The 21677-nt window shown below is 38.9% G+C and carries 23 protein-coding genes and 1 pseudogene; 12 read left to right on the top strand and 12 right to left on the bottom strand.

Annotated features, from left to right (window positions below; translation table 11 throughout):
* Nucleotides 1–87: 87 nt before the first annotated feature.
* The 3 genes from lipA to ruvB all read right to left on the bottom strand — a co-directional run bounded on the left by lipA (nucleotide 88) and on the right by ruvB (nucleotide 2979).
* The gene (lipA, locus tag DK880_RS04855) at nucleotides 88–948 is read right to left on the bottom strand and encodes a lipoyl synthase (protein ID WP_109997651.1); all 861 of its coding nucleotides are present in this window, start codon (nucleotides 946–948) and stop codon (nucleotides 88–90) included.
* A gap of 220 nt (nucleotides 949–1168) precedes the next feature.
* Nucleotides 1169–1936: a YebC/PmpR family DNA-binding transcriptional regulator gene (locus tag DK880_RS04850; RefSeq protein ID WP_109997650.1), complete on the bottom strand. Its 768-nt coding sequence runs from the start codon at nucleotides 1934–1936 to the stop codon at nucleotides 1169–1171.
* A gap of 23 nt (nucleotides 1937–1959) precedes the next feature.
* A complete protein-coding gene (gene ruvB / locus DK880_RS04845; RefSeq protein ID WP_109997649.1) occupies nucleotides 1960–2979 on the bottom strand; it encodes a Holliday junction branch migration DNA helicase RuvB in 1020 nt (339 codons plus the stop codon).
* Nucleotides 2980–3045: 66 nt separating this feature from the next.
* Here ruvB and DK880_RS05340 point away from each other — a divergent pair, with 66 nt between their 5' ends.
* Nucleotides 3046–3192 carry a hypothetical protein gene (locus tag DK880_RS05340; RefSeq protein ID WP_162534234.1) on the top strand — a complete coding sequence of 49 codons (147 nt, stop codon included), beginning with the start codon at nucleotides 3046–3048 and terminating at the stop codon, nucleotides 3190–3192.
* Between the two features lie 39 nt (nucleotides 3193–3231).
* Here the strand turns inward: DK880_RS05340 and tsf are convergent, their stop codons facing one another.
* The 6 genes and pseudogenes from tsf to DK880_RS04815 form a co-directional block, all read right to left on the bottom strand.
* A complete protein-coding gene (tsf, locus tag DK880_RS04840; RefSeq protein WP_109997648.1) occupies nucleotides 3232–4065 on the bottom strand; it encodes a translation elongation factor Ts in 834 nt (277 codons plus the stop codon).
* Between the two features lie 358 nt (nucleotides 4066–4423).
* Nucleotides 4424–5128 (bottom strand): annotated as a pseudogene (rpsB, locus tag DK880_RS04835) (30S ribosomal protein S2); the annotation flags it as partial.
* A 36-nt stretch (nucleotides 5129–5164) separates the two neighbouring features.
* The gene (gene rpsI / locus DK880_RS04830; RefSeq protein WP_109997724.1) at nucleotides 5165–5554 is read right to left on the bottom strand and encodes a 30S ribosomal protein S9; all 390 of its coding nucleotides are present in this window, start codon (nucleotides 5552–5554) and stop codon (nucleotides 5165–5167) included.
* Between the two features lie 5 nt (nucleotides 5555–5559).
* The gene (rplM, locus tag DK880_RS04825) at nucleotides 5560–6012 is read right to left on the bottom strand and encodes a 50S ribosomal protein L13 (RefSeq protein ID WP_109997646.1); all 453 of its coding nucleotides are present in this window, start codon (nucleotides 6010–6012) and stop codon (nucleotides 5560–5562) included.
* A 128-nt stretch (nucleotides 6013–6140) separates the two neighbouring features.
* Complete coding sequence (locus tag DK880_RS04820; protein WP_109997645.1) at nucleotides 6141–7406, bottom strand: M16 family metallopeptidase; 1266 nt, start codon at nucleotides 7404–7406, stop codon at nucleotides 6141–6143.
* Nucleotides 7407–7581: 175 nt separating this feature from the next.
* Nucleotides 7582–8121, bottom strand: a complete 540-nt coding sequence (locus tag DK880_RS04815; RefSeq protein WP_204082261.1) for a ComF family protein — start codon at nucleotides 8119–8121, stop codon at nucleotides 7582–7584.
* 412 nt (nucleotides 8122–8533) lie between these two features.
* Here DK880_RS04815 and DK880_RS04810 point away from each other — a divergent pair, with 412 nt between their 5' ends.
* The 11 genes from DK880_RS04810 (at nucleotide 8534) to DK880_RS04760 (ending at nucleotide 17702) form a co-directional block, all read left to right on the top strand.
* Nucleotides 8534–8815, top strand: coding sequence for a methylated-DNA--[protein]-cysteine S-methyltransferase (locus DK880_RS04810; protein ID WP_109997643.1), 282 nt, complete (start codon nucleotides 8534–8536; stop codon nucleotides 8813–8815).
* Nucleotides 8816–8827: 12 nt separating this feature from the next.
* Complete coding sequence (locus DK880_RS05730; protein WP_109997642.1) at nucleotides 8828–8980, top strand: MGMT family protein; 153 nt, start codon at nucleotides 8828–8830, stop codon at nucleotides 8978–8980.
* 22 nt (nucleotides 8981–9002) lie between these two features.
* On the top strand, nucleotides 9003–9536 hold the full coding sequence (locus DK880_RS04800; RefSeq protein WP_109997641.1) for a metallophosphoesterase family protein: 534 nt from the start codon (nucleotides 9003–9005) through the stop codon (nucleotides 9534–9536).
* A gap of 56 nt (nucleotides 9537–9592) precedes the next feature.
* On the top strand, nucleotides 9593–10363 hold the full coding sequence (locus DK880_RS04795; RefSeq protein ID WP_109997723.1) for a TatD family hydrolase: 771 nt from the start codon (nucleotides 9593–9595) through the stop codon (nucleotides 10361–10363).
* A 366-nt stretch (nucleotides 10364–10729) separates the two neighbouring features.
* Nucleotides 10730–11149 carry a 30S ribosomal protein S21 gene (gene rpsU, locus DK880_RS05620; RefSeq protein ID WP_320409225.1) on the top strand — a complete coding sequence of 140 codons (420 nt, stop codon included), beginning with the start codon at nucleotides 10730–10732 and terminating at the stop codon, nucleotides 11147–11149.
* A 23-nt stretch (nucleotides 11150–11172) separates the two neighbouring features.
* On the top strand, nucleotides 11173–12081 hold the full coding sequence (locus tag DK880_RS04785; protein ID WP_109997639.1) for a tyrosine-type recombinase/integrase: 909 nt from the start codon (nucleotides 11173–11175) through the stop codon (nucleotides 12079–12081).
* A gap of 92 nt (nucleotides 12082–12173) precedes the next feature.
* Nucleotides 12174–13391 (top strand): ABC transporter permease, encoded by a 1218-nt coding sequence (locus tag DK880_RS04780; protein WP_109997638.1) that lies wholly within the window; start codon nucleotides 12174–12176, stop codon nucleotides 13389–13391.
* Nucleotides 13392–13411: 20 nt separating this feature from the next.
* Nucleotides 13412–14611 carry an ABC transporter permease gene (locus tag DK880_RS04775; protein ID WP_109997637.1) on the top strand — a complete coding sequence of 400 codons (1200 nt, stop codon included), beginning with the start codon at nucleotides 13412–13414 and terminating at the stop codon, nucleotides 14609–14611.
* 2 nt (nucleotides 14612–14613) lie between these two features.
* On the top strand, nucleotides 14614–15711 hold the full coding sequence (locus tag DK880_RS04770) for an efflux RND transporter periplasmic adaptor subunit (RefSeq protein WP_109997636.1): 1098 nt from the start codon (nucleotides 14614–14616) through the stop codon (nucleotides 15709–15711).
* Nucleotides 15708–16370, top strand: coding sequence for an ABC transporter ATP-binding protein (locus DK880_RS04765; protein WP_109997635.1), 663 nt, complete (start codon nucleotides 15708–15710; stop codon nucleotides 16368–16370). The genes DK880_RS04770 and DK880_RS04765 overlap by 4 nt, the downstream gene beginning before the upstream one ends.
* Before the next feature lie 18 nt (nucleotides 16371–16388).
* Complete coding sequence (locus tag DK880_RS04760; protein ID WP_109997634.1) at nucleotides 16389–17702, top strand: TolC family protein; 1314 nt, start codon at nucleotides 16389–16391, stop codon at nucleotides 17700–17702.
* 936 nt (nucleotides 17703–18638) lie between these two features.
* On the opposite strand, the gene DK880_RS04755 is transcribed toward DK880_RS04760, so the two are convergent.
* The 3 genes from DK880_RS04755 to DK880_RS04745 form a co-directional block, all read right to left on the bottom strand.
* Nucleotides 18639–18986 (bottom strand): hypothetical protein, encoded by a 348-nt coding sequence (locus tag DK880_RS04755; protein ID WP_162534232.1) that lies wholly within the window; start codon nucleotides 18984–18986, stop codon nucleotides 18639–18641.
* A gap of 248 nt (nucleotides 18987–19234) precedes the next feature.
* The gene (locus DK880_RS04750) at nucleotides 19235–20455 is read right to left on the bottom strand and encodes a kinetochore Spc7 family protein (RefSeq protein ID WP_109997632.1); all 1221 of its coding nucleotides are present in this window, start codon (nucleotides 20453–20455) and stop codon (nucleotides 19235–19237) included.
* Between the two features lie 240 nt (nucleotides 20456–20695).
* Nucleotides 20696–21562, bottom strand: a complete 867-nt coding sequence (locus DK880_RS04745) for a hypothetical protein (protein ID WP_162534230.1) — start codon at nucleotides 21560–21562, stop codon at nucleotides 20696–20698.
* Nucleotides 21563–21677 lie beyond the last annotated feature (115 nt).

Raw genomic sequence — 21677 nt, 5'->3', positions numbered from 1 at the left:
GCTACTATAGGAACGTCTAAATAGATTATTAGGAACGTTTAAATAGATTAAAGGCAAAAAAAAACAGATAAAGCAGCTGAGGGAATATTAAATATGCCGTTCTGCACGGTAAGAAGAGCGGACCAGTGGACCAGATTCTACATAAGAGAAACCACGTTTCATTCCTTCCTCTTTAAAATGAGAGAATTTATCTGGATGCACAAAAGAAACCACGGCAAGGTGTTTTTTGGTGGGTTGTAAATACTGACCTAATGTTAACACATCTACGTCAACTGCTCGAAGATCATCCATAATTTGGTATACTTCTGCATCTGTTTCTCCTAGTCCCAGCATAATTCCTGACTTGGATCGTTTTCCATAGGCTTTAATACGTTTAAGCTGTTCCAAGCTTCGTGTATAGTTACCCTGTGGCCGAACTGGCCTATACAACCGCTCTACTGTTTCCATATTGTGTGAAACCACCTCTTGCCCTGCGCTAATCATCCGCTCCAATGCCCACCAACTACCCTTAACGTCTGGAATTAACGTTTCAATCGTTGTGGTTGGGGTCAAAGCTTTGGTTTCTACAACCGTTTGATACCATATTTCTGCCCCACGATCCTTTAATTCATCCCTGTTTACAGAGGTAATAACCGCATGCTTAACGCCCATCAACTGAATTGCTTTGGCTACTCTTTTGGGTTCCTCTTTATCATAAACCATAGGCCTTCCGGTAGCTACCGCACAAAAAGAACAGCTCCTCGTACAAACATTCCCCAAAATCATAAAAGTAGCAGTCCCCGCCCCCCAACATTCCCCCATATTGGGACAATTTCCGCTTGTACAAATCGTATGCAACCGATACTTATCTACCAGCGAACGTACCGCCGCATAACGCTTGCCTATGGGTAACTTCACCTTAAGCCAACTGGGACGCTGACTTCTCTCTATTGATTCAGTATTATCCATTTTGCCCCATTTTTCTACTCCCCATTTTTCTACTCCCCATTTTCTACCTCCTTCTTCTACCCTCCTTCTTCTACCCTCCTTCTTCTACCCTCCTTCTTCTACCCTCCTTCTTCTACCCTCCTTCTTCTATCCCTCCTTCTTCTACCCTCCTTCTTCTACCCTCTTTCTTCTACCCCTCTTCTTCGTATAAAGATACCAAAATTTATATTATGCTACTTGCTCAACTAAACCAGAGATCGTCCTGTTCCCAAACCTCCCTTTGCTCCTCCTTAAGCGCTATATTATGATATACTTGTTGTACATCCTCTTCTTCTTTTAAAGCCCTTACAAGCTTGTTTAATTTTACCAATGCTTCATTATTTACCTCTACAAAAGTATGGGGTATATATTGTAAACCACAATAAACAGGCGTAACAGCAGTTGCCTCTAACTGTTGTTGTACGCGACCAAAATGCGCTACCGAACAAGTAGTATACATAGTTTCCTCCCCTTTCTCTACTGTTTCTGCACCTGCATCTATTAAAGCCAATACAAAATCATCTTCCTGCTTGATAACCCCTAATGGAATGATAAAAACAGCTTTGTGATCAAACAAAAATGAAATTGAACCACTTTTCTCTAAGCTCCCACCATATTTAGTAAAAATAGTACGTACATTAGCTACTGTTCGAATAACCTTATCTGTCATACAGGTTACCATAATAGCCACCCCATGGGGACCAACGCCCTCATAATTCACTTCCTCATATACAGATGAATCCATTTTATTGCCTTTATGAATAGCACGCAATATAGCCTCTTTAGTCATATTTGCCCCCTTTGCATTTTGAATAGCCAAACGCAGGCGCAGGTTCAGCGTTGGATCTGGGGAGCCATTCCTAGCAGCTACCGTTATTTCTTTAGCCAGTTTGGTGAAGATTTTGCTTCTTTTAGCATCGTTTATCTCTTTCTTACGCTTAATATTAGACCATTTACTATGCCCTGCCATACTTAAAATTTCATTTTTAACTATTATTTACCAAATAAATCCACCCTATAAGGCACCCCTAACTGTTTGTAAGCTAATTCCGTAGCTATTCTTCCCCGGGAAGTACGTTTAATGTAGCCTTCCTGAATAAGAAAAGGCTCATATACTTCTTCTATGGTTTCAGCTTCTTCTGAGCAAGCTGTAGCAAGCGTAGCAAGACCCACAGGCCCCCCCCTGAATTTTTCAATAATATTGATAAGAATACGTTTATCCATCGCATCTAGTCCATTTTCATCTACATTCAGTGCAGCCAAGCTGAGTTTAACCATATCTTGGGTAATAGAACCATTCCCTTTAATTTGAGCAAAATCCCTGGTACGTCTTAAGAGGTTATGCGCTATACGAGGCGTACCCCTACTGCGTTGGGCAATCTCATAAGCAGCAGCTTGATCCACAGTTAAATGCAATAAAAGTGCAGCCCGCTGCACGATCTTTGCTAACAAGGTAGCATCGTAGTAATCCAGCCGTGCATTAATACCAAAACGAGCACGCAAAGGTGCTGTCAATAAACCCGAACGCGTAGTAGCCCCCACCAACGTAAAAGGCTGCAATACCAACTGTATACTTCGTGCACTAGGTCCTGAATCTAATAGAATGTCTATTTTAAAATCTTCCATAGCAGTATACAAATACTCCTCTACTATGGGATTCAAACGATGTATTTCATCTATAAAAAGCACATCATAAGCAGCTAAATTTGTTAAAATACCTGCTAAATTACTAGGTTTATCCAAAACAGGTCCAGATGTTACTTTTATATTAGCATTCAGTTCACTAGCAATAATATAGGCCATGGTAGTCTTCCCTAAACCAGGTGGACCATGCAGTAGGACGTGATCCAATGCTTCTTTCCTTTGTTTAGCGGCTGCCACAAACACTTGCATATTGTTTATTAACTCTTCCTGTCCGTAAAAATCTCTAAACTGCAGTGGGCGCAAAGCTTTATCAAATGCTTCTATTGGCTTCCCTAACTCATCCCATATGTTATGTGAATTATTTTCCATGCTTCTATGTAATTATTAGGTTAAAATAGAATATAGCAATGATACCACCAACTAATAGGATAGGAAATGTATACAATTAGCTATCCTACTGCGCTCTGTCTGGGAAATAAGGTATATAATGATAGCAGCAGGCAACTGCATAGGCTACAAGGGGGGGGGGATATGCGAGAAGGGAGAAGGGAGAAGGGAGAAGAAAAAAGCAAGGCAAGCTAGAAGCAGCAAGGAACGTCGGGACTTCGTCCCACGGTGCAACTAGCCATTTACCTGTACACGCTTAAAGGCGGTAACTGTTAAAGCAAGGGATTGTAGGTATTGGCCAACGGTTAACTTGTTGTTTTGTGCAAATACAAAAGGTTGCTGTAAGAGCGTACTCTCCTGAAAAAACTTATGCAACCTACCTTGTGTAATTTTTTCTGCTTTAAACCCAGTAAAGCCTTCTTGAGCTAATTGCTCTTGAATAACAGCAGTTTCTCTTGCTACTAAAGCTGGATCCACTTGTGTTTCATCCACTGCAACTGGGTGCATAGCAGCAATTTGCATCGCAATTTCCTTTCCTACCGCCTCTGATTGTGCAGCGTTAGCACCTTGCAATGCCACCAGCACCCCTAACGTATTCCCTGTATGAATATAGGGAACGACGATAGTCCCTCTAAGCGTCTCATAGGCAGAAATAGCAATCTTCTCTCCTATCACACCAATAGCTTCCATAATTGCATCCTGAACCACGCCATCTTTTAAAGGCAACTGCAGCAAAGTTTCTATCGAATCAGGCCTATGCGCCACACATTCTGCTAGGATAGCATTGCCCAGCTGTAGGAACTGCTCATTCCTAGCTACAAAGTCTGTTTCACAATTCAGTACCAATAAAAAAGCTTCTTGCTGATCGCTGCTTACAGCAGCAAAGACCGCCCCTTCACTAGCCTGACGCGCTGCACGATCCATACATAACTTACGTCCTTTCTTTCTAAGCAAATCAATTGCTTGTTCAAAGTCACCCCCCGCCTCCATTAGCGCCTTTTTGCAATCCATTATACCTGCACCCGTTTTTTTTCTGAGTGCAGCTATCTCCTGTGCTGTAATTGCCATATATATAAAATAATTTTTATAAGCTATATAACCTTCTCAATTTTTACCCTATTATTTACTTTACTTGGTATAAGACGAGACCCTATAATCGAATCTCCTCTCTACCGCATTTCTAATCCTGATCTTTCGGCTGGGGAGTCTCACTAACCACAGGATCAGGAGAAGCAGGTCCAGTAGCAATAGGTGGAGTAGTAGGCTCCCCACTGCTTGTATCAGGTTCCGCAGTCTTACCTACAGAAGACGGCTTTTGAACCTTCCTATTTTGCTTAATGACCACACCCTGTACTATCTTGATGCCCCTATTTGGAGCATGTTTAGGTGTTATTGTACTATCCCCTACTGTTTCAATCTTGGCAGCAGCTTCTAATTTATCTTTTTTATAAGCTTCTATGCCTTCTTTTATAGCGTCTCCCACGTAGCGTACTATTAAATCAATAGAACGAAAGGCATCATCATTACCAGGAATAGCAAAATCCACCAGGGTTGGATTGGTATTGGTATCAGTAAGCGCAAAAATGGGGATTCCCAGCTTACGTGCTTCCTTAACCGCAATATGCTCCTTGTTAATATCAATGACAAATAAAGCAGCCGGCAACCTCGTAATATTGGACAACCCTTGCAAAAGCCTCTTGAGTTTTTCTTGCTCGCGTGCAATAACCAATCGTTCTTTTTTAGCTAAGTTCTTGTAGTAAGTCGTATGCATGTTTTTTTCTAACGTAGACATACGCTTGAGCAACTTTCGGATGGTTAAAAAATTAGTTAACGTACCACCCAACCAGCGCTCTGCAACATAGGGCATCCCTAATTCATTCGCTATCTTACCTACTGAAACCTTCGCTTGCTTTTTAGTAGCTACAAATAAAATCTTTTTGCCAGCTCTTGCTATAGCATACAAATGGGGTATCGCTTCTTGCATAGCAGCAATGGTCTTGTTTAAATCAACAATGTGTATACCATTCTGTTTCATGAAAATAAAGGGTGCCATTTTTGGGTTCCACTTTCTAGTTAAATGGCCAAAATGAACACCCGCTTCTAGGAGTGTTTTGTGTTCTAACTGTATCATTATAGGTTAATAATTGCCTACACAACCAATATAAATTTAACGTTTGGTAAACTGGAAGCGCTTCCTTGCTTTTTTACGGCCATATTTTTTTCGCTCTACTATCCTAGCATCCCTTGTAAGGAAGCCTTCTTTTTTTAATAAAGGCTTATTATTTTCCATGTCTAACTTACAGCATGCCCTAGCGATGCCTAGCCGAACCGCTTCGGCTTGCCCCCGTAATCCACCACCAGAAACATTAATGGTTACATCATAATGATTCTCTAACTTTAATTTTTCTATCGGCTGTTTAACAATGAGCCGCATAGCCTCCAACGGGAAATAGTTCATAAACTCCCTCTGGTTGACCTTAATAACCCCATTCCCTTTCATAAAATAGACCCTAGCTATTGCAGTCTTTCTTCGGCCTACCGCATGCACGCTTTCCATCCCTTTCATTTGTATTTAAGACTTACTTCACTTGGTTTTTGAGCAGCATAAGGATGCACACCACCCAAAAAAACATGTAAATTATGGAACAACTTTCTTCCTAACCTATTTTTAGGCAACATGCCTTTTATCGCATGCTCTACCATACGCTTGGGATTAACCCGTTGCACCTCCTTAGGGGTAGCTTTCTTTACACCACCAGGATAACCCGAATAGGTAACATATGTTTTGTTTTCCCATTTATTACCAGATAACACTATCTTATCTGCATTGAGCACAATAATATGGTCCCCCCCTTCCACATGAGGGGAAAAATCTGGCCTATGTTTGCCACGCATTCTATAAGCCACCTGACTAGCCAATCTACCTAATGTTTGTGCGGTAGCATCTACAACAACCCACTGCCTCGCAATATGCTGCTTGCTTATATATTTTGTCTTATAACTAATACAATCCACGCTTTCTTAAAAGAAAAATGAGCCTAATATACTGCAATTATTATAGTAGACCTATCCTCAAATAGGCCCTACTACTAGGCCATCACCAGCCTATGTAGAAAAATGCTGACAGCCCTGCAGCACCCTTCTTAACTTACTGTAATTTCTGTAAGACTATCTAAAGATAAGTATTTTTGTGCTAAATCTCTAATTTCTATAGGGGTTATCTGTTGCACCTGATGGTAAAATGCGCTATAGTATTGTTGATCCAAGCCATGTAAATAAGCAGATTGAAACCGCTGCATAATGGAAAAAGGATCATTAATAGTGGTTAAAAAGCGGCCTAATAGGTAATTTTTAACTTTCTTTAATAGAGTTGTTGAAACGAGTTCATTTTGCAAGCGCTCTATTTCTTTGTAAACTTCTTGGATGGCTTTGGGCGCAACTGACTGGGCTACTTCTGTCATAATAGCGATATAACCTGCCTGCTGCAAAGCAACCATACGCGAATAGATACCATAGGTATAGCCTTTATCCTCTCGAAGGTTTTGCATCAAACGAGAACAAAAACCACCCCCTAAAATTTCATTTACAATGCACATCGGCAAAAAGTCTGCTTCTTTTTTAACCAGTAATTGCTTACCAATTACAATGGCAGCTTGTAGCTGCTGTACCGTTGTACCCGTTACTTTTTTTTCAACCTTACAACCCTGCAACGCATATTGGGATAGCACAGCTTCTTTTGGTTCTAGATAGGCTAGCTGTTCTTTAATGCATTGTAAAGCTGCTGGTGTAACTGCTCCACTAACAAAAATGGTACAACCCGCAAAAAAGAATTTAGCATACTGATTGTACAAATCTTCTAATTGGATCGCCTCTACCTCTTGTAAGGTTAAAAAACGTCCGTAAGAATGAGGTGTTGGAAAGATAGCAGCACGAAAGCACTTATAGGCTACTCTATCAGGCTTCTTGTCCGCTATTCGAATGGATTGGGATTTTAAACGTTTGAATAAGGTTAGTGATTTTTGAGGGAAACTAGGATACAACAATACTTCTAACAAGAGCTCCATCATCGGCACAATATGGGCCGAAAGGGTAGTAAGCGTTATGGAACAAAAATCTGTTTCTGACCGAACATCAATCGTAGCACCATAATAACTTATAACCTGAGCAATAGCTTGCGCCGACTTGTTTGTAGTCCCTTCCAATAGCATAGCAGCCGTAAAATAAGCAGCAGCTGGAACCGCTTCATAGGCATTACCACCTCTAAAAATTAATTCCACTTCTATAATAGGTTGACTCCCTACATTGAGCAGGTAAAGCGGCAACTGATTCTTAAGGACATGCAACGCTGGCCATGGAAAATCAATTGCATGAATTGTCTGAAATTTTGGCGGAATCGATCTATCTAACATTACATTAATCTACATACAACAGGCAATGCGTTGCATTGCATAAATACCTCCGGGACGCTCCCTACGGTTGTATTGTTCCCGGTTTGCTTCTTATGGTTCCCAGACCCTAGTAGGATAAAACCAATTTAATTAAATTTTATCTGTTTTAGGGTAGTATTAATAAAGACTCTCCACCTTACGCTTCTACTATTGCTATAGTAGCCATACTGACTGGACCAGCTCCTTCTGCTAACACTTCCTTTGCACAGGAAACCAATGTGGCACCTGTAGTAAAAATATCATCTACCAGCAGAAGATGCTTACCTTGTATAAGCTCCGGATGCATTACACGAAAGACTCCTTGGAGATTTGCTTTGCGCTCTTCTTTGCTCTTTTTTGTCTGGGAAGGCGTATAACGGATCCGTTCCACACAAGCTGAGTAGCAAGGAATTTGTAATACTTCTGCAAGACCTTGCGCAAAAAAACCACTTTGGTTATACCCCCTTTCTTGTAATCTCCTCCGATGCAAGGGAATGGGAACAATGCCTTCTATGGTTTGTATAAGCGATGTTTGCGCTAACATAGTAGCATAATAACGGCCTAAAAATAGGCCAATGTTGGGTTGGTTTTTATATTTCATCGCTACGAGCACACGCTCGAGCAGGCTTTTTTTTCTTAACCAATAAAGGGCAAAGGCATCGGCAATAGCTACATCCTCTATAACCCGATAGAACATAGCATTGTCCGGCTGCCTATGGTAGCTCGTTTCTGGAAAAGAACTAAAACAAAAGGTGCAAATGAACGCTTCGCTTTGTACAAGCTTCCGCTCGCAGCCTACACAAAGCGGAGGGAACAACAAATCCCATAAACCGCTTACATAGTTAGTTGCTATCCTATATATGTATGCTATTGGCATTGCATCGCTTATCTATTGCTCGCTGTCTCTTGATTCCAACCATGTCTCTTGATTCCAACCATGTCTCTTGATTCCAACCATGTCTCTTGATTCCAACCATGTCTCTTGATTCCAACCAATACATGCCCTCAAATACATGCCCTCATTTGTATATATAAAACATTATAATTATATTTATAAAAAATACACAAATCTATCTAAATTTTGAAATGACGTAACACTAGCACCCTTTATGCAAACAGGTGTTGCCATCAGCTACTATACTTACGTTGCTACACCTATTGGTAAAATCTTACTGGTTTCTTATTGTGGAAAAAGCTTAAGTGGCATATATACAGCAGGACAAAAGAATTTGCCTATTGTAGGAGCAAATTGGAAGTATACCGATGCTATTCCTTTATTTACCTTAACCAAAAAACAATTAGTTGCCTATATCGTTGCAAAAAGCAACTGTTTTACTATTGATTATAATGTAAATGGTAGCTGTTTTCAAAAAAAATATGGCAAAGCTTAACAAAAATTCTCTATGGGGCTGTTGTTCTTATTACGCTGTCACAGGGTAATACAAAACAATGGCTCAATAAGAGGCTATGCTGCGGGTATAACGCTTAAGCAAACCTTGCTTAAATTGGAACAAAAGAATCGTACACTGCTTACATTGGATACAGAGGATACATAATAAGCAGAATGAAGCAATAGCTATGAAAATTGGCCTACTCTCAGATACACATGGATGGATGGATCCTAGCATCTTTGATCATTTCAAAATATGCGATGAAGTTTGGCATGCAGGTGATATTGGCGACCCCAAATTGCTACCTACCTTTGCTGCTTTTAAAGTTTTTAGGGCTGTACATGGTAACATAGATGCGCAGGCAGTAAGATTAGTATATCCTAGTTTTCAATCATTTAATTGTGAAGGTATAACCATATGGATGGTACATATAGGGGGTGCCCCCCCCCTCTATACAGCAGAGATACGAGCCAAACTAAAGCAAACACAACCGGCTATTTTAGTTTGTGGACATTCCCATATTTTACGTATAATGCGTGATAAAAAACATCCTCCCCTGCTTTACCTTAACCCAGGTGCTGCTGGACAGCAGGGACATCATTCCGTACGAACGCTACTACGCTTCGAAATAAATAATACAAAGATTGGTAACATGGAAGTAATAGAATTAGGTAGCAGGGTTCTTCCCAATGCATTGGAAAGAGAACCTGATCCTACGTAAGAAGAGACTAAAACAGAAAGCTTGCCCATTTAAACCATAGCTTAACCATGTATCTTATGCAGCTGATTGATACACATGCACATATATATGAAGTTGAATTTCAGGATAACTTATCCGACATTCTAGAAAATGCACAAAAGAACTATGTACAAAAAATTTACATGCCTAACATCAATGAGACAACCCTATCAAAAATGATGGCTGTAGCAGCTCGCTATCCGACACAATGTTTCCCCATGATGGGGATTCACCCTTGTTACATCAAAAGAAACTTTACGAATCAGCTATATCTGGTTGAAGAATGGCTTAACAAAGCTTCTTTCCTGGCAATAGGCGAAATAGGCATAGACCAATACCATTCTTCTGCTTTCCTTGCAGAACAGGAAGAAGCATTTATGATCCAGCTAAATTTAGCCAAAAAACACCAACTTCCTGTCTCCATTCACTGTAGAAATGCCTTTAAACGCATGCTTCAACTACTAGAAAAAGCACAAGACGGTTCCCTAAAAGGTGTTATCCATTGTTTCACAGGAAATACAATAGAAGCGGAATACTGCATAAAGCTAGGCTTTCGCTTAGGCATTGGGGGCTTAATAACGCTCCCTTCCCATAAACTAGCAGAAACCTTAACAACTATAGCAGCAAACCATCTCGTATTAGAAACAGATAGCCCCTACCTGGCACCTCTACCGCACCGTGGCAAACGCAATGAACCTGGCTATTTACGCTATACAGCAGCAAAATTAGCTGCTATTAAGCAGATGCCGTTGACAGAAATCGCCGCCATAACCACGGAAAATGCTACAAGGTTATTTAATAATCAATAACTATACCATGCTGGTAATACCGTATGTTTTTAATTCCGGAAATACTTATCCCTAATAAGGTGAAATAACATGTACAACACTAAAGAAAAATACGCCGTTGCTACTAACGAAAGTATAAGACCAACTTTAAACGATACCATAAATTAAAAATGTTTAAATTCAACAAAAAAACAGATAGATCATTAAATTTACAATACTTTTACCTAAAAAAGTACTATTTAACGCAACGCACTAATTTTTAATGCTTAAACATACAATTTAATAATTAAAACATTTTAATGAACAGTTCTTGTGTTTGCCCTGCTTTTAACCTAAATTTGATTTTGAGGGGAGGAATTAAGGGATAGGGTGCCTATTTAAGGAGACGTGCAAACAAGAAGAGAGGGAGAAGGAGACGTGCAAACAAGGAGAGGGGGAGAAGGAGACGTGCAAACAAGAAGAGGGGGGAGAAGGAGACGTGCAAACAAGAAGAGGGGGAGAAGGAGACGTGCAAACAAGAAGAGGGGGAGAAGGAGACGTGCAAACAAGAAGAGAGGAGAAATTTTTTTAAACCATATAATTTGTAGTATAGTTACGTATAACGTGTTAGGTATGATTTTTGTAGAAGTAAAAGAGGGAGAATCCTTTGATAGGGCAATAAAAAGATTCAAAAAGAAGGTAGAACGTGTACGTGTCCTCAAGGAAGTACGCGCCCGTATGCATTATGTTAAACCTTCTGTAAGAAGGAAAGCAGAAAAATTAAAAGCCCGCTACAGACATAGCATGCTGCATAATCCCAATGCTTAAACAGCATTAAATGCACTATCCGCATGGGTAACCAATGGCTCTTATCTCTTTTTATAACTTATTTAAAGGTAGAAAAAAGGGCAAGCATGCATACCACGGATGCCTACCAGGCAGATTTGAATCAACTGCTGTATTACCTATCTAGCCTAGCGATACCCAAGCATGTTACGGAAGTAACTCCGTTGGATTTGCGTGGATGGCTTATTTCCCTAGCAAAGGAAGCGTACAACAACCGCTCTATCAACCGAAAAATAGTTGCGGTACGTGCTTTTTATGCTTTTTTACACAAAAATGCATACATTGCTGCCCTGCCTACCCATCAGCTCAAAAGTTTAAAAGCCCCTAAGCGCTTACCTCTTTTCTTTCAAGAAAGGGAATTTTTGACTTTCTTAACTGGGCATTCCTTTTCCACTACATTTGCAGGTATGCGTGACCGGCTCATTCTAGAGCTACTCTACGGTACAGGCATGCGCCTAGCAGAGCTCGTAACGCTGCGTACAGCAGATCTTAACTTAATGGATGGCATGCTTAAAGTGATAGGTAAACGTAAAAAAGAACGGCTTATTCCCTTTCCGAAGCCATTAACAAAGTTACTAGCAAGCTACCTGGCTGAAAAAGAAACCTCGGGCTACACAACTACACCCCTCCTGATCGTCACAGATAAAGGGACCCCTTGCTACCCTATGTTTATCTATCGCATTATTAAAAAATATTTGGCGCCCACTATACGTGCTAGCCAGCACTCCCCCCATGTATTGCGCCACTCTTTCGCTACACACCTACTGGATAAAGGAGCCGATTTAAATGCTATTAAAGCGCTATTAGGCCACGCAAGTTTAGCAGCTACCCAGGTTTATACCCATACCTCCCTGCATAAACTAAAAGAAGTATTTCAGCAAGCACATCCTAGAGCAGAAGATAACAGCACATAAGGAAGCTAATTACATAGATTTATAAGGATTTTTTTCTTAAATTTCTTTCTAAACTTAAGTTACAATTTAATGGTTTCCTTTGGTTTTATGTTATGACCTGGTTGCACGCCTTCAAAGAAGCTTATCAAAGTATACGGACCCACAAAACACGTACCCTATCTATGGGATTTGGCGTTTCATTAGCCATTTTTATACTACAACTATTATTAACTGTTGGAAATAGCTTACACACTGGCATCACACAAATATTTGCAAAATACGGCGAAAAAACCATGTGGATATATCGAGGTAGTAAGAATGGGATTCCGATTTTGATTCCAACAGAATTAGTTGTACCTTTTTCCAAGCAATTCAAGATAATTCACCATATTACTCCGCAATGGTTCCACTATGCTAGTAATAAAAAAGCAACTTATGCAAACAAAACAACTACGCCCTGGCTTACAGGGGTCGATCCTACCTATGCTACCTTAGCAAATATAGAACTTCAAGCGGGACGTTTTATTACTGCACGTGATATAACAGCAGCAGCTGATATTTGCGTATTGGGAGCTGATATAAAAAAAGACTTATTTGGAGCAACAGCTGCCATTGGGAAATTAATTTTATTAGGAAATAAAAGCTTACAAGTAGTAGGTGTACTAGAAGATGCGAGCCATTTAAAAATGATCTCCGATTGTATAGTTTTGGGAAGCAGTTTGTTTAAAAAGCTACAGCTGCGTGCACGAGATTATGTGACTTCTATTCGCCTAACATTAATGCCTACTGCGCACGCAGTAGCAGCAGAAAAACAATTTCGCTCCTATTTTGCACGACAGTTGCATTTTAATCCAACTGATAAAAAAGCAATCGGGATATTTTCTATGGAACAACACGCTGCTAAGTTCCACAGATTCTTCCAAAACCTATCTACCGCTAACTGGATTATAGGCATTTTGTTTCTTATAACAGGGATAGTAAGTTTAAGCAATATGATGCTGGTAACAATCCATGAAAGAACAAAAGAAATCGCTATCCGTAGGGTATTGGGCAGCAGCATTACAGCGATTATAGCTATGGTCACATGGGAAGTACTACTGGTGACTATGCTAGCGGGTGCCTTAGGTAGTATATCCAGTTTTGCACTTATACAACTGCTGAATAAATGGGTTATACCCGCATACAAAGACTATTACTTTACAAACTTAACTTGCTCATTTGAAATTATGTTATCTTGCTTAGGGCTGCTATGCCTAACCAGCAGCCTAACAACTGTCGCTCCCGTTATAAGAGCTATCCGAATTAAACCTGTAACGGCATTAAATAACTAGTCTCTCTTAGTATATATAATATGATTGATTATCAAATATTTATAGAGCCATACAAAAGTTTAAGGCAGCACACCATCCGGACCTGCTTTACAGGGTTCGGGGTTTTATGGGCTATGTTGCTATTGGTTCTTTTTCAAGGGATAAGCAATGGGTACTATAAGGGGCTAACAAAAAGCTTCTCTGACTTTAATAAGGATGTCTTAAACATTTCCATAAATCCCTCATCAGCTAAGCGATTGAAGTTAACAAAAACAGTAGCAACAAGCTTAACGCAGGGGTTGCCTTTTTTTGAATGTGCGGTACCTGTCTTGGAAACTACTTCTTTTTTAATACACGAAACAGAAAAAGAGGAAAGTAGCATTATAGGTATTGAGACCAACTACGCAGCAATTCACGATTTAAAAATCGTAGAAGGGCGTTTTTTTACACAACGACATATACAAGCAGGCTTGCCAATTTGCCTATTAAGCAAACAAACAAAAATGAATCTTTTTGGTGAGGAAATGGCCATTGGAAAATCTATATGGCTACACAATACCGCTGTGCATGTTATTGGTATAGTTGAGATAATGGGTAGAAAAGAAAATGAAAATATAGCACTGATTCCTGACACTTTTTTTAACACATTATTCCCTACACAAACCATAACGAAAATGGTAAGCGTACTTAAACCAAAACAAGATATTAGTAGTATACAAGCAAAAACGAAAAACTATTTAAATAGGCAGCTTCAAATCCAAGATAAAGATACCATTAACATTTATATACCATATACTAAAGAAACCAAACGTTTTAAGATTTTATTTTTAGTTATACAAGGATTTACTTGGTTTATTAGCGGTTGTTTGTTGCTAAGTGGTGTAGTTGGGGTAAGCAATATGATGCTAGTAGTAGTGAGGGAACGTACCAAGGAGCTGGCTATCCGTAAAGTGGTTGGTGCCAGTACAAAGCATATTGTGCTGCTTATTTTATTAGAGTCCATTATCATCCATGTATTGGCTGGTATGGTAGGTATGGGGTTAGGTATCGGTTTACTCAAATGGGCCAATCAATGCCTATTGCCTATTATGAAACTATACGATATTGCCCATGTAGAACTTAAATATGCTACAGCCCTAGCTGCCTTGGCTGTGTTACTAATAGCAAGTTGCTTAGCTGCTATTATTCCGGCTAAAAGGGCATTGTATATTAAACCAATAGATGCTTTAAATAATGAATAACAATGCGTAATTTTACTAAATTTATCCTTCTCCTGCTGTTAGCAGCAGGAGGATTCTTTGTGCACACCAAATACAGACTGTTTACGTTACCATCGCAGCAGCCAGTCTTTCAAACGGAGCGGCCTGTCCGCAGAACAATTGTACATAAAAAACAATTTTGTGGTAATATTATACCTTGTAAAGAGGTTACCATACATACGCATATTCCAGGTATAGTAGACAAGTTATTTGTCAAAGAAGGGGATCTTGTGCAAAAGGGGACTGCCATTGCCCGTATTACCATACAACCTAACACAGACAAGGTAGAACAAGCCAAAAGTGCCTTACGTTCAGCTATTATTAAACGGGATAAAATCAGGAAAACGTTCTTAAGGGATAGGGTTCTTTTTACAAAAAAAATGTTAGCTCAAGAGGCTTATGAAGCTACCTTAGCAGCATGGGAAGACGCAAAAGAGCAGGTTGCTATAGCTGAAAAACAGCTTACTATCACTCGTTGTGGCTACATAAAAGTACCACAAGGGGAAAATTCTAATATCGTTAAAGCCACTACCAAGGGAATTGCTTTAGCCTTACCAGCTAAGGAGGGCAGCATGGTAAATGTCTCCCGGGAGGGGAAAAACAGTGCTGTAGTCGTTATTGGGGATATGGAAAATTTACTCTTCTCTGCTAAAGTTCATGAAACAGATGTGGTATATCTTCGGAAAGGCATGACCTTTCCCATTACTTTGAATGCACTAAAGAAAGAAAAATTACAGGTTACGCTAACGCATATTTCCCCTAAAGCAAACGATGAATATAAAAACCAGGGAGAGATATTGTTTGAAATACAAGGTACCATAGCCAAATCTAAAAACAAAAAAATCTATTTGCGTGCTGGTTATGTAGGAATTGCAGAAATAATTTTAGATCAAGCAAAGAATGTACTTACTGTTCCAGAAAACCTGATCGAGCGGGAAGGAGAAGCTGATGTTGTAAAGTGTTTGGATAATGGTAAACCCATTAACAAAAAGGTACGTCTAGGATTATCGGATGGCTTGCATGCAGAAGTAAAGGAAGGTCTTACGGAAATGGATCAGCTTATTATCGAGAAAACCTTATGATTCAGATCCGAGCGTTGCATAAATCTTATCAAACAGATAATAGCACCAGGGAGGTATTGCGTGGCATCGATTTTCATGTTGAAAAAGGTGATTTAGTGGCATTAATGGGCCAATCTGGTGCGGGTAAATCTACTTTGTTGAATATTATAGGTATACTAGACAATTATGATCAAGGATCCTATTTGCTTAACGGCATACTTGTAAAAGACCTTACTTCACAAGAAGCTAGTAAATATAGAAATCAATTGATTGGTTTCATTTTTCAGAGTTTTCACTTAATTCCTTTTAAAACTGCCTTAGAAAATGTAACCTTGCCGCTCTATTACCAAGGTGTTGCCAAAGCAGAACGATATAAGCGTGCACTAGCCATGTTAGATCGGGTAGGGTTAGCTAGCCATGCCCGCCTAAAGCCTCAAGCGCTTTCAGGTGGCCAACAGCAACGCGTAGCAATCGCCCGTGCATTGGTAACAGCACCTCCTTTGATTTTAGCTGATGAACCAACTGGCGCCTTAGATAGTAGTACCGCACATGAAATTATGCAACTGCTTAAAGAATTAAACCAAGAAGGGAATACTATACTTATTGTTACCCATTCTGCTCAGGTAGCACAGCAATGCCATTGCATTCAAACAATTGTAGATGGAAAAATTGTACCATAAATTTTTATTCAAACATATATGCTAACGATACTAAGATGGCCTTGGGTTATGCGATTAGGTAGCTTCTGTAGCTTACTATCTGTAGCGCATCCTGCCCTATCTGAAACAGGGAAGCCCCTCGGATTACAAGAAGTAATGGCTATAGCCTTAAAGGAAAATTTAACCATACAAACTGCTAGAAATGTTTGTAAGAAGGAATCATTCTCACATAAAAAGGAAAATATTTCCCGTTGGCTTCCTGCCGCTAAGCTTCAGCTTTTAAAGAGTGAGCAATGGGCAGATCCAAATCGTAGTAACAGTGATTATTGGTACATTGCTATGCATCCAACCTTTACCTTAGAAGCTAAATTAGACCTGTTTGAAAACGCTTTCCAGATAAAAAAGTTTCATCAACAAAAATTACTAAGGAAGTTACGCCAAACAGAAAAAATAAGAGATGAATTGGAAGAAGTAATAGATTGCTACCATGCATTAGCCGCAGCACAAAAAAAATTAACAAGAGCAACTATTTTCATTGCGTTAGCTAACGCAAAGTTACAATTAGCTGAAAAGCAGAAAAATATAGGTAAAATAACTAAAGTAACCTATCTAGAAATCAAACTAGCCTTAGAAGAAGCTAAGTTAAGCTTACTAGAAAAGCAAGAAGCTGTAAAAAAAGCATGCCGTACGTTAAACATAAAGCTGGGAAGGTCTCCCAATGAAGCAGTGGTAGTGCAATCATTTATTTCTCCGGAGCCTCTATGGGATATGACAGCGATCCTAAAGAAGCATAGAACGGATTTAAGAACAACCATACGAAAAAAAGAAATAATGAGCGTTAAAACTGAACTAAGTAAAGACAAAGCCTCTCTCTTCTCTTGTGTACAGTTAAACGTAACATTCACTACAGATAAAAAAATCTTTGACAAAAAAAACAAAATGTTTGGCCCTACGCAACCAGAACAGATGACATGCACATTTGGTATTAACCTAGATTTAGAGCAGTTGCTGCTCCTACCTGCAAAGCTTAGAGCAACAAGGTTAGCATTAAACCATGCAACGTTTGCACTTGTGCAACAAAAATTACAAGCAAAGGAAGTACTGGCATCTGCGCAAGCAAGTTATTGCCATACAGTGGCTGCCTATAGAATAGAAGCAGAAAAGTTAAAGATAAGTAAACAAAAATTACAAGAAGTAAAGGAAAATTATCGGCTTAATAAAAAAACCTTAATCGACTTGCAAGAAGAGGAAACAAAAGTTTATGAGATAGAAATGAAAGTAATAGAGCAAGGTTATAAGGTCAAAAAAGCGGAATTTGCGCTTTATAAGCTGACTGGTATGCTTGACCGTTAATATAAAGCATATTACACGGATACTATTTTACCCACTTTAGGGTCAGCGAGCGAATCAATAAATCATAATGAAAAGGAAGGTAATTAATAGCGTCACAATGGCATATCTAGCAGATATTAGTGGGAAAGCTAAAAAGAAAGAAGCGCTGATCGCCTCTGATTTACGGGTAAAGATTCAAAACCGTACGTGACACTTTCGCGTAATAAGGAAATAGTATATGACTTACAGCCTACTTAGTAGCCCCTGAAGTATTGCCTGTTTATTTGTTAAGCTCACTAAGAAACAACCTCTTTTTGTGTTGTTTTGTATAAAAACCTTGCAAAATAGGGATGAAATCAAAGAAGATAATCCTGTTTTTTCAAGGACACATTTTTCTTCCGTACCCTAAAAAACAGACTCCAAGCTGAAGGTTACACTGAACCCTCTTTGCTAGACATACCATTTTTTTAAAATAAGATAATTTTTTTTCTTATATCTTTCATGTTACTTTTTTCTTGATAAAAAAGTAACCAAAAAATCAAACGCCTAGGTAAAAAATGGCTGAAAAAGCAGGCCTCAAGTTGCAAATCAGGCCTCGCCCTTTGGGCTCAAACAAACTGATTTGCTTATAACTTTCAGCCTACTACTTTTTCTATTCATGCCATTTTTTACAGGGCGCATTTTCCTTCCGTATTTCTAAACAACGAACAAGGTGCGTAAATTATACGCACACATAAAAAGTTCATTTAGTTACGCTTAGTTAGGGTAGAAAGTGTTTCGTACACCCACTCAGATTCCTACAGATTACAAGTTAAAACAATTGTCTGATTAAATTTCAACTACTACAATTAAAAATCTTTCCCTATCTCTATGGCTTACATTTCAGGATGCCAATGTTTAGGTTTAAATGATATCTGATAGTTTGGTTGATTGCGTTTAAGCTTCGCTTGCTTTTGTTTAGCTTCCTCTTCTGCAGCCAGGCCACGTATCATACATTTGTTCGTTTGCTCTATGCATCCGTTTATTGCTCGATCTAGCTTCGTTAGCTCCCCTGCCTATTTGTTCAGCAAATTTTGCGCTACAAAAACTTTCTCCTAATTCCCTTTCTTTATATCCTTGCAACGGCAACGCTATTGACCTGCTATTATATTTTTCCTTTTGTTTTTCTATCTCAGAACTACTATTCCCTGGTTGTATTTGTGAGAAAATTAGCATTAAAGTTAGCAATGTTTTCCTTTTGGGAATAGCTATTAACTTGTTATTTTTTTGAGGGTTCACACTTGTAGTTGCCGCTTTACTTTGCATTGCTATAGTTGCTGGTTTTATACGCTTGGTAGCATAGAGCAAGGGCACGGCTTAAGCCCCACACAATGTAAGCAACCCTACCCCCCTACCCTAATCATACTGAAAGATGGATCTTTTTTCTTTGTATCCTACACATCCCTATATGGATTGTGTAGGATCTTATAAATTGTATGTACACTACATAGAACTATAACAAAAGAGTAGCATTTTAGATAGATGTATACCGCTCTTACCGATATGACTGCTGCTTAATTTCCTCTGCGGGATTTCCGCTGCAAGGGCTTAGGATTACCTTGATTTTTTCCCTGCCTATCTTTCCTATTTGCCTCTCTGCCTCTCCTCTCTAATCTAATTGCTCTTTTCCCCCGTTGATGTATGGCTTGGGTTTGATATCCTGGTGACCTACGGCAATTATTATTAAAATCAGATACTATTGTTTGATTTCTTCTCCCGGTACAAAAAGTATGACATACCGACAGCAGATTTCCTTGACGTATACCATATGCACACGCGTTTTTCATCGCATTACATGCTTGGCTAGAATGGTTATCAGAACACCAACTTTCTCTATATTTTCTATGACATTCTCTCCCTATTTGTGCATTGGAAATAAAAGGAACGCAGTGGTTCTCCACATTTTTACATTGTACTGATGTCTGATCGGGAGCACAAAAAGGAAACGTACCATCCACATTACGATTAAAAGGCGTAGACACCGTGTTTCCAGACATACCAGGAAGACATTGCTCTACTATCTGCTTACAATATTTTAAATTGAATTGAGGACATAAATTTTTAACCTTTTTTTCAAGAGTTTCTATATGGCTTTCTACTATACTCTTTGCGTGATTATCGATGCTATTATTTAACTCGTTTTCTTCATTATCCGGTAATTTTGCTGAAATTTCTTTTATCTGGTCGTCAATACTAAAATATTCATTGGTAAAGTAGTCATGGTGCAATATTGTTGTGTTTAGCTTGTTATGTTTATCTTTACAAGTTGCTGCTTGATCTCTATTTGCAATCATAGTAGCAAAGTAGATAATATTCTCCACTATCACATTTAACTCTGAACCATGATTATGCGGATACTGTCTATGCCAGTTGTTAATGACATTAAGGATAGCACCAGAAGATCTATCTATGTTATCTGCACGATTTTCTAACAGAAGTCTACATTCATCTGTACCACGAACACTACCCATTAGCATTGGACTCGATAAAATCAGACATCCTGTTATCCATGATAGTATAGGGATACCTTTTAACTTGATAGCTGTACGTGTTTGAGACGCTGCTTTTCTTTGTGCTCTTACGCTTTTTCTCGCTGTACTTTCAGCTGCTGTAGCCACTATATGCTCTTTTGCTTCTACCCCTAGCTGATCGCTTAGTTTGCTACAACCTATGGAGGTTAGCATAAAAAAATAACACACGCTATGTCTACTCATTTGTAGCATTCTTTTTTTCATATTTATTTATTTTATGAAAGTTTAACAAATAGCCGAAAACTGTAAAAGGAAAATAATAGCTTTTTCCCCATCAAAGCACAGATAAAGAGCGTAGTAAGTTCGCTTATTAAACAGCCATCCTGTATAATGATACGGGCTCTGTTTTAACAGGGGACAAACCTTACTCAGCCTATACATTGTATGTACGCTGCATAGAACTATAACAAGAGTGTAGCATTTTAGGTAGATAATATACCTCTCTTATCTCTTACCGATATGACTGCTTCTGGAAGATTTCCCCTGCGTAGGCCTCTTTGCGTAAACTTCACTTTCCTTCTTTTGGCTGTTCCTGGTAACTTTATCTATAACTTCCCTTTTTCCCCTATGCGATTCTCCGTTATGACCACATCGATTAAGATGACAGACGCTAGATGCGCATACCGCATAATTGCTATAAACAGGATCTTGTCCATTCTTGCTACAAACATCAAAATAAAAACTTTGAGAACAAAAAGGGAACTCCCTACTTTCTTGACTAAAGAAACGCCGTGACAACAATACCTTATCATTACGTAGCTTCCTTAGTTTCTCCTGCTTACTCCCTTGTACGCTACTAGGCTGTGCGTTCAACTTTTGACTATTTAATTCTTGTAATTTTGTTTGATGGTTAGAGAAATAATTAGCTATATTATTTTTATGTTTTTCCCATTCTAAGATACAAGTATCATACTTATTACATTTATCGCTTTTATAATTGCAATAAAACGCATAAACACCATTGAAAAAACTAGAAAAATCGCTTCTTCTATTCAAGAATGCAGTATATTTATTTTTCCAACTTTGAAGGTTGGAACAGAAGGCAGCATTCCCATTCCCTACAGCTGGTTGCACTTGCGATAAAATCATCATTACAGTTAGCCATGTTTGCATTTTGGGAATAGCTACTACCTCGCTTTCCCTTTGAGCGTTTACACTTTTCCTTACCTTTTTATTGCTTACCGCTGTAGCGCTTGTATGCGCTTTTGCTTTTACCCCTAGCTGATCGCTTAGCTTACTACAGCCAATCGAGGTTAACATAAAAAAACAACATACGCTATGTCTACTTAGTTGTACTATTCTTCTTTTCATATTATCTATTTAATTTTTATGCAATTTTAACAAACAACCTATAACTGATAGTATATAATTCCCCTATCAAAGAGTGCAAAGAGCGTAGGACATTCGCTTCATCAGACTGCATCCT

Source organism: Candidatus Cardinium hertigii (genome assembly GCF_003176915.1).
Lineage (GTDB): Bacteria > Bacteroidota > Bacteroidia > Cytophagales > Amoebophilaceae > Cardinium > Cardinium hertigii_A.
The sequence above is the reverse complement of the archived record's forward strand: the minus strand, read 5'-3'. Positions and strand labels throughout refer to the sequence as shown.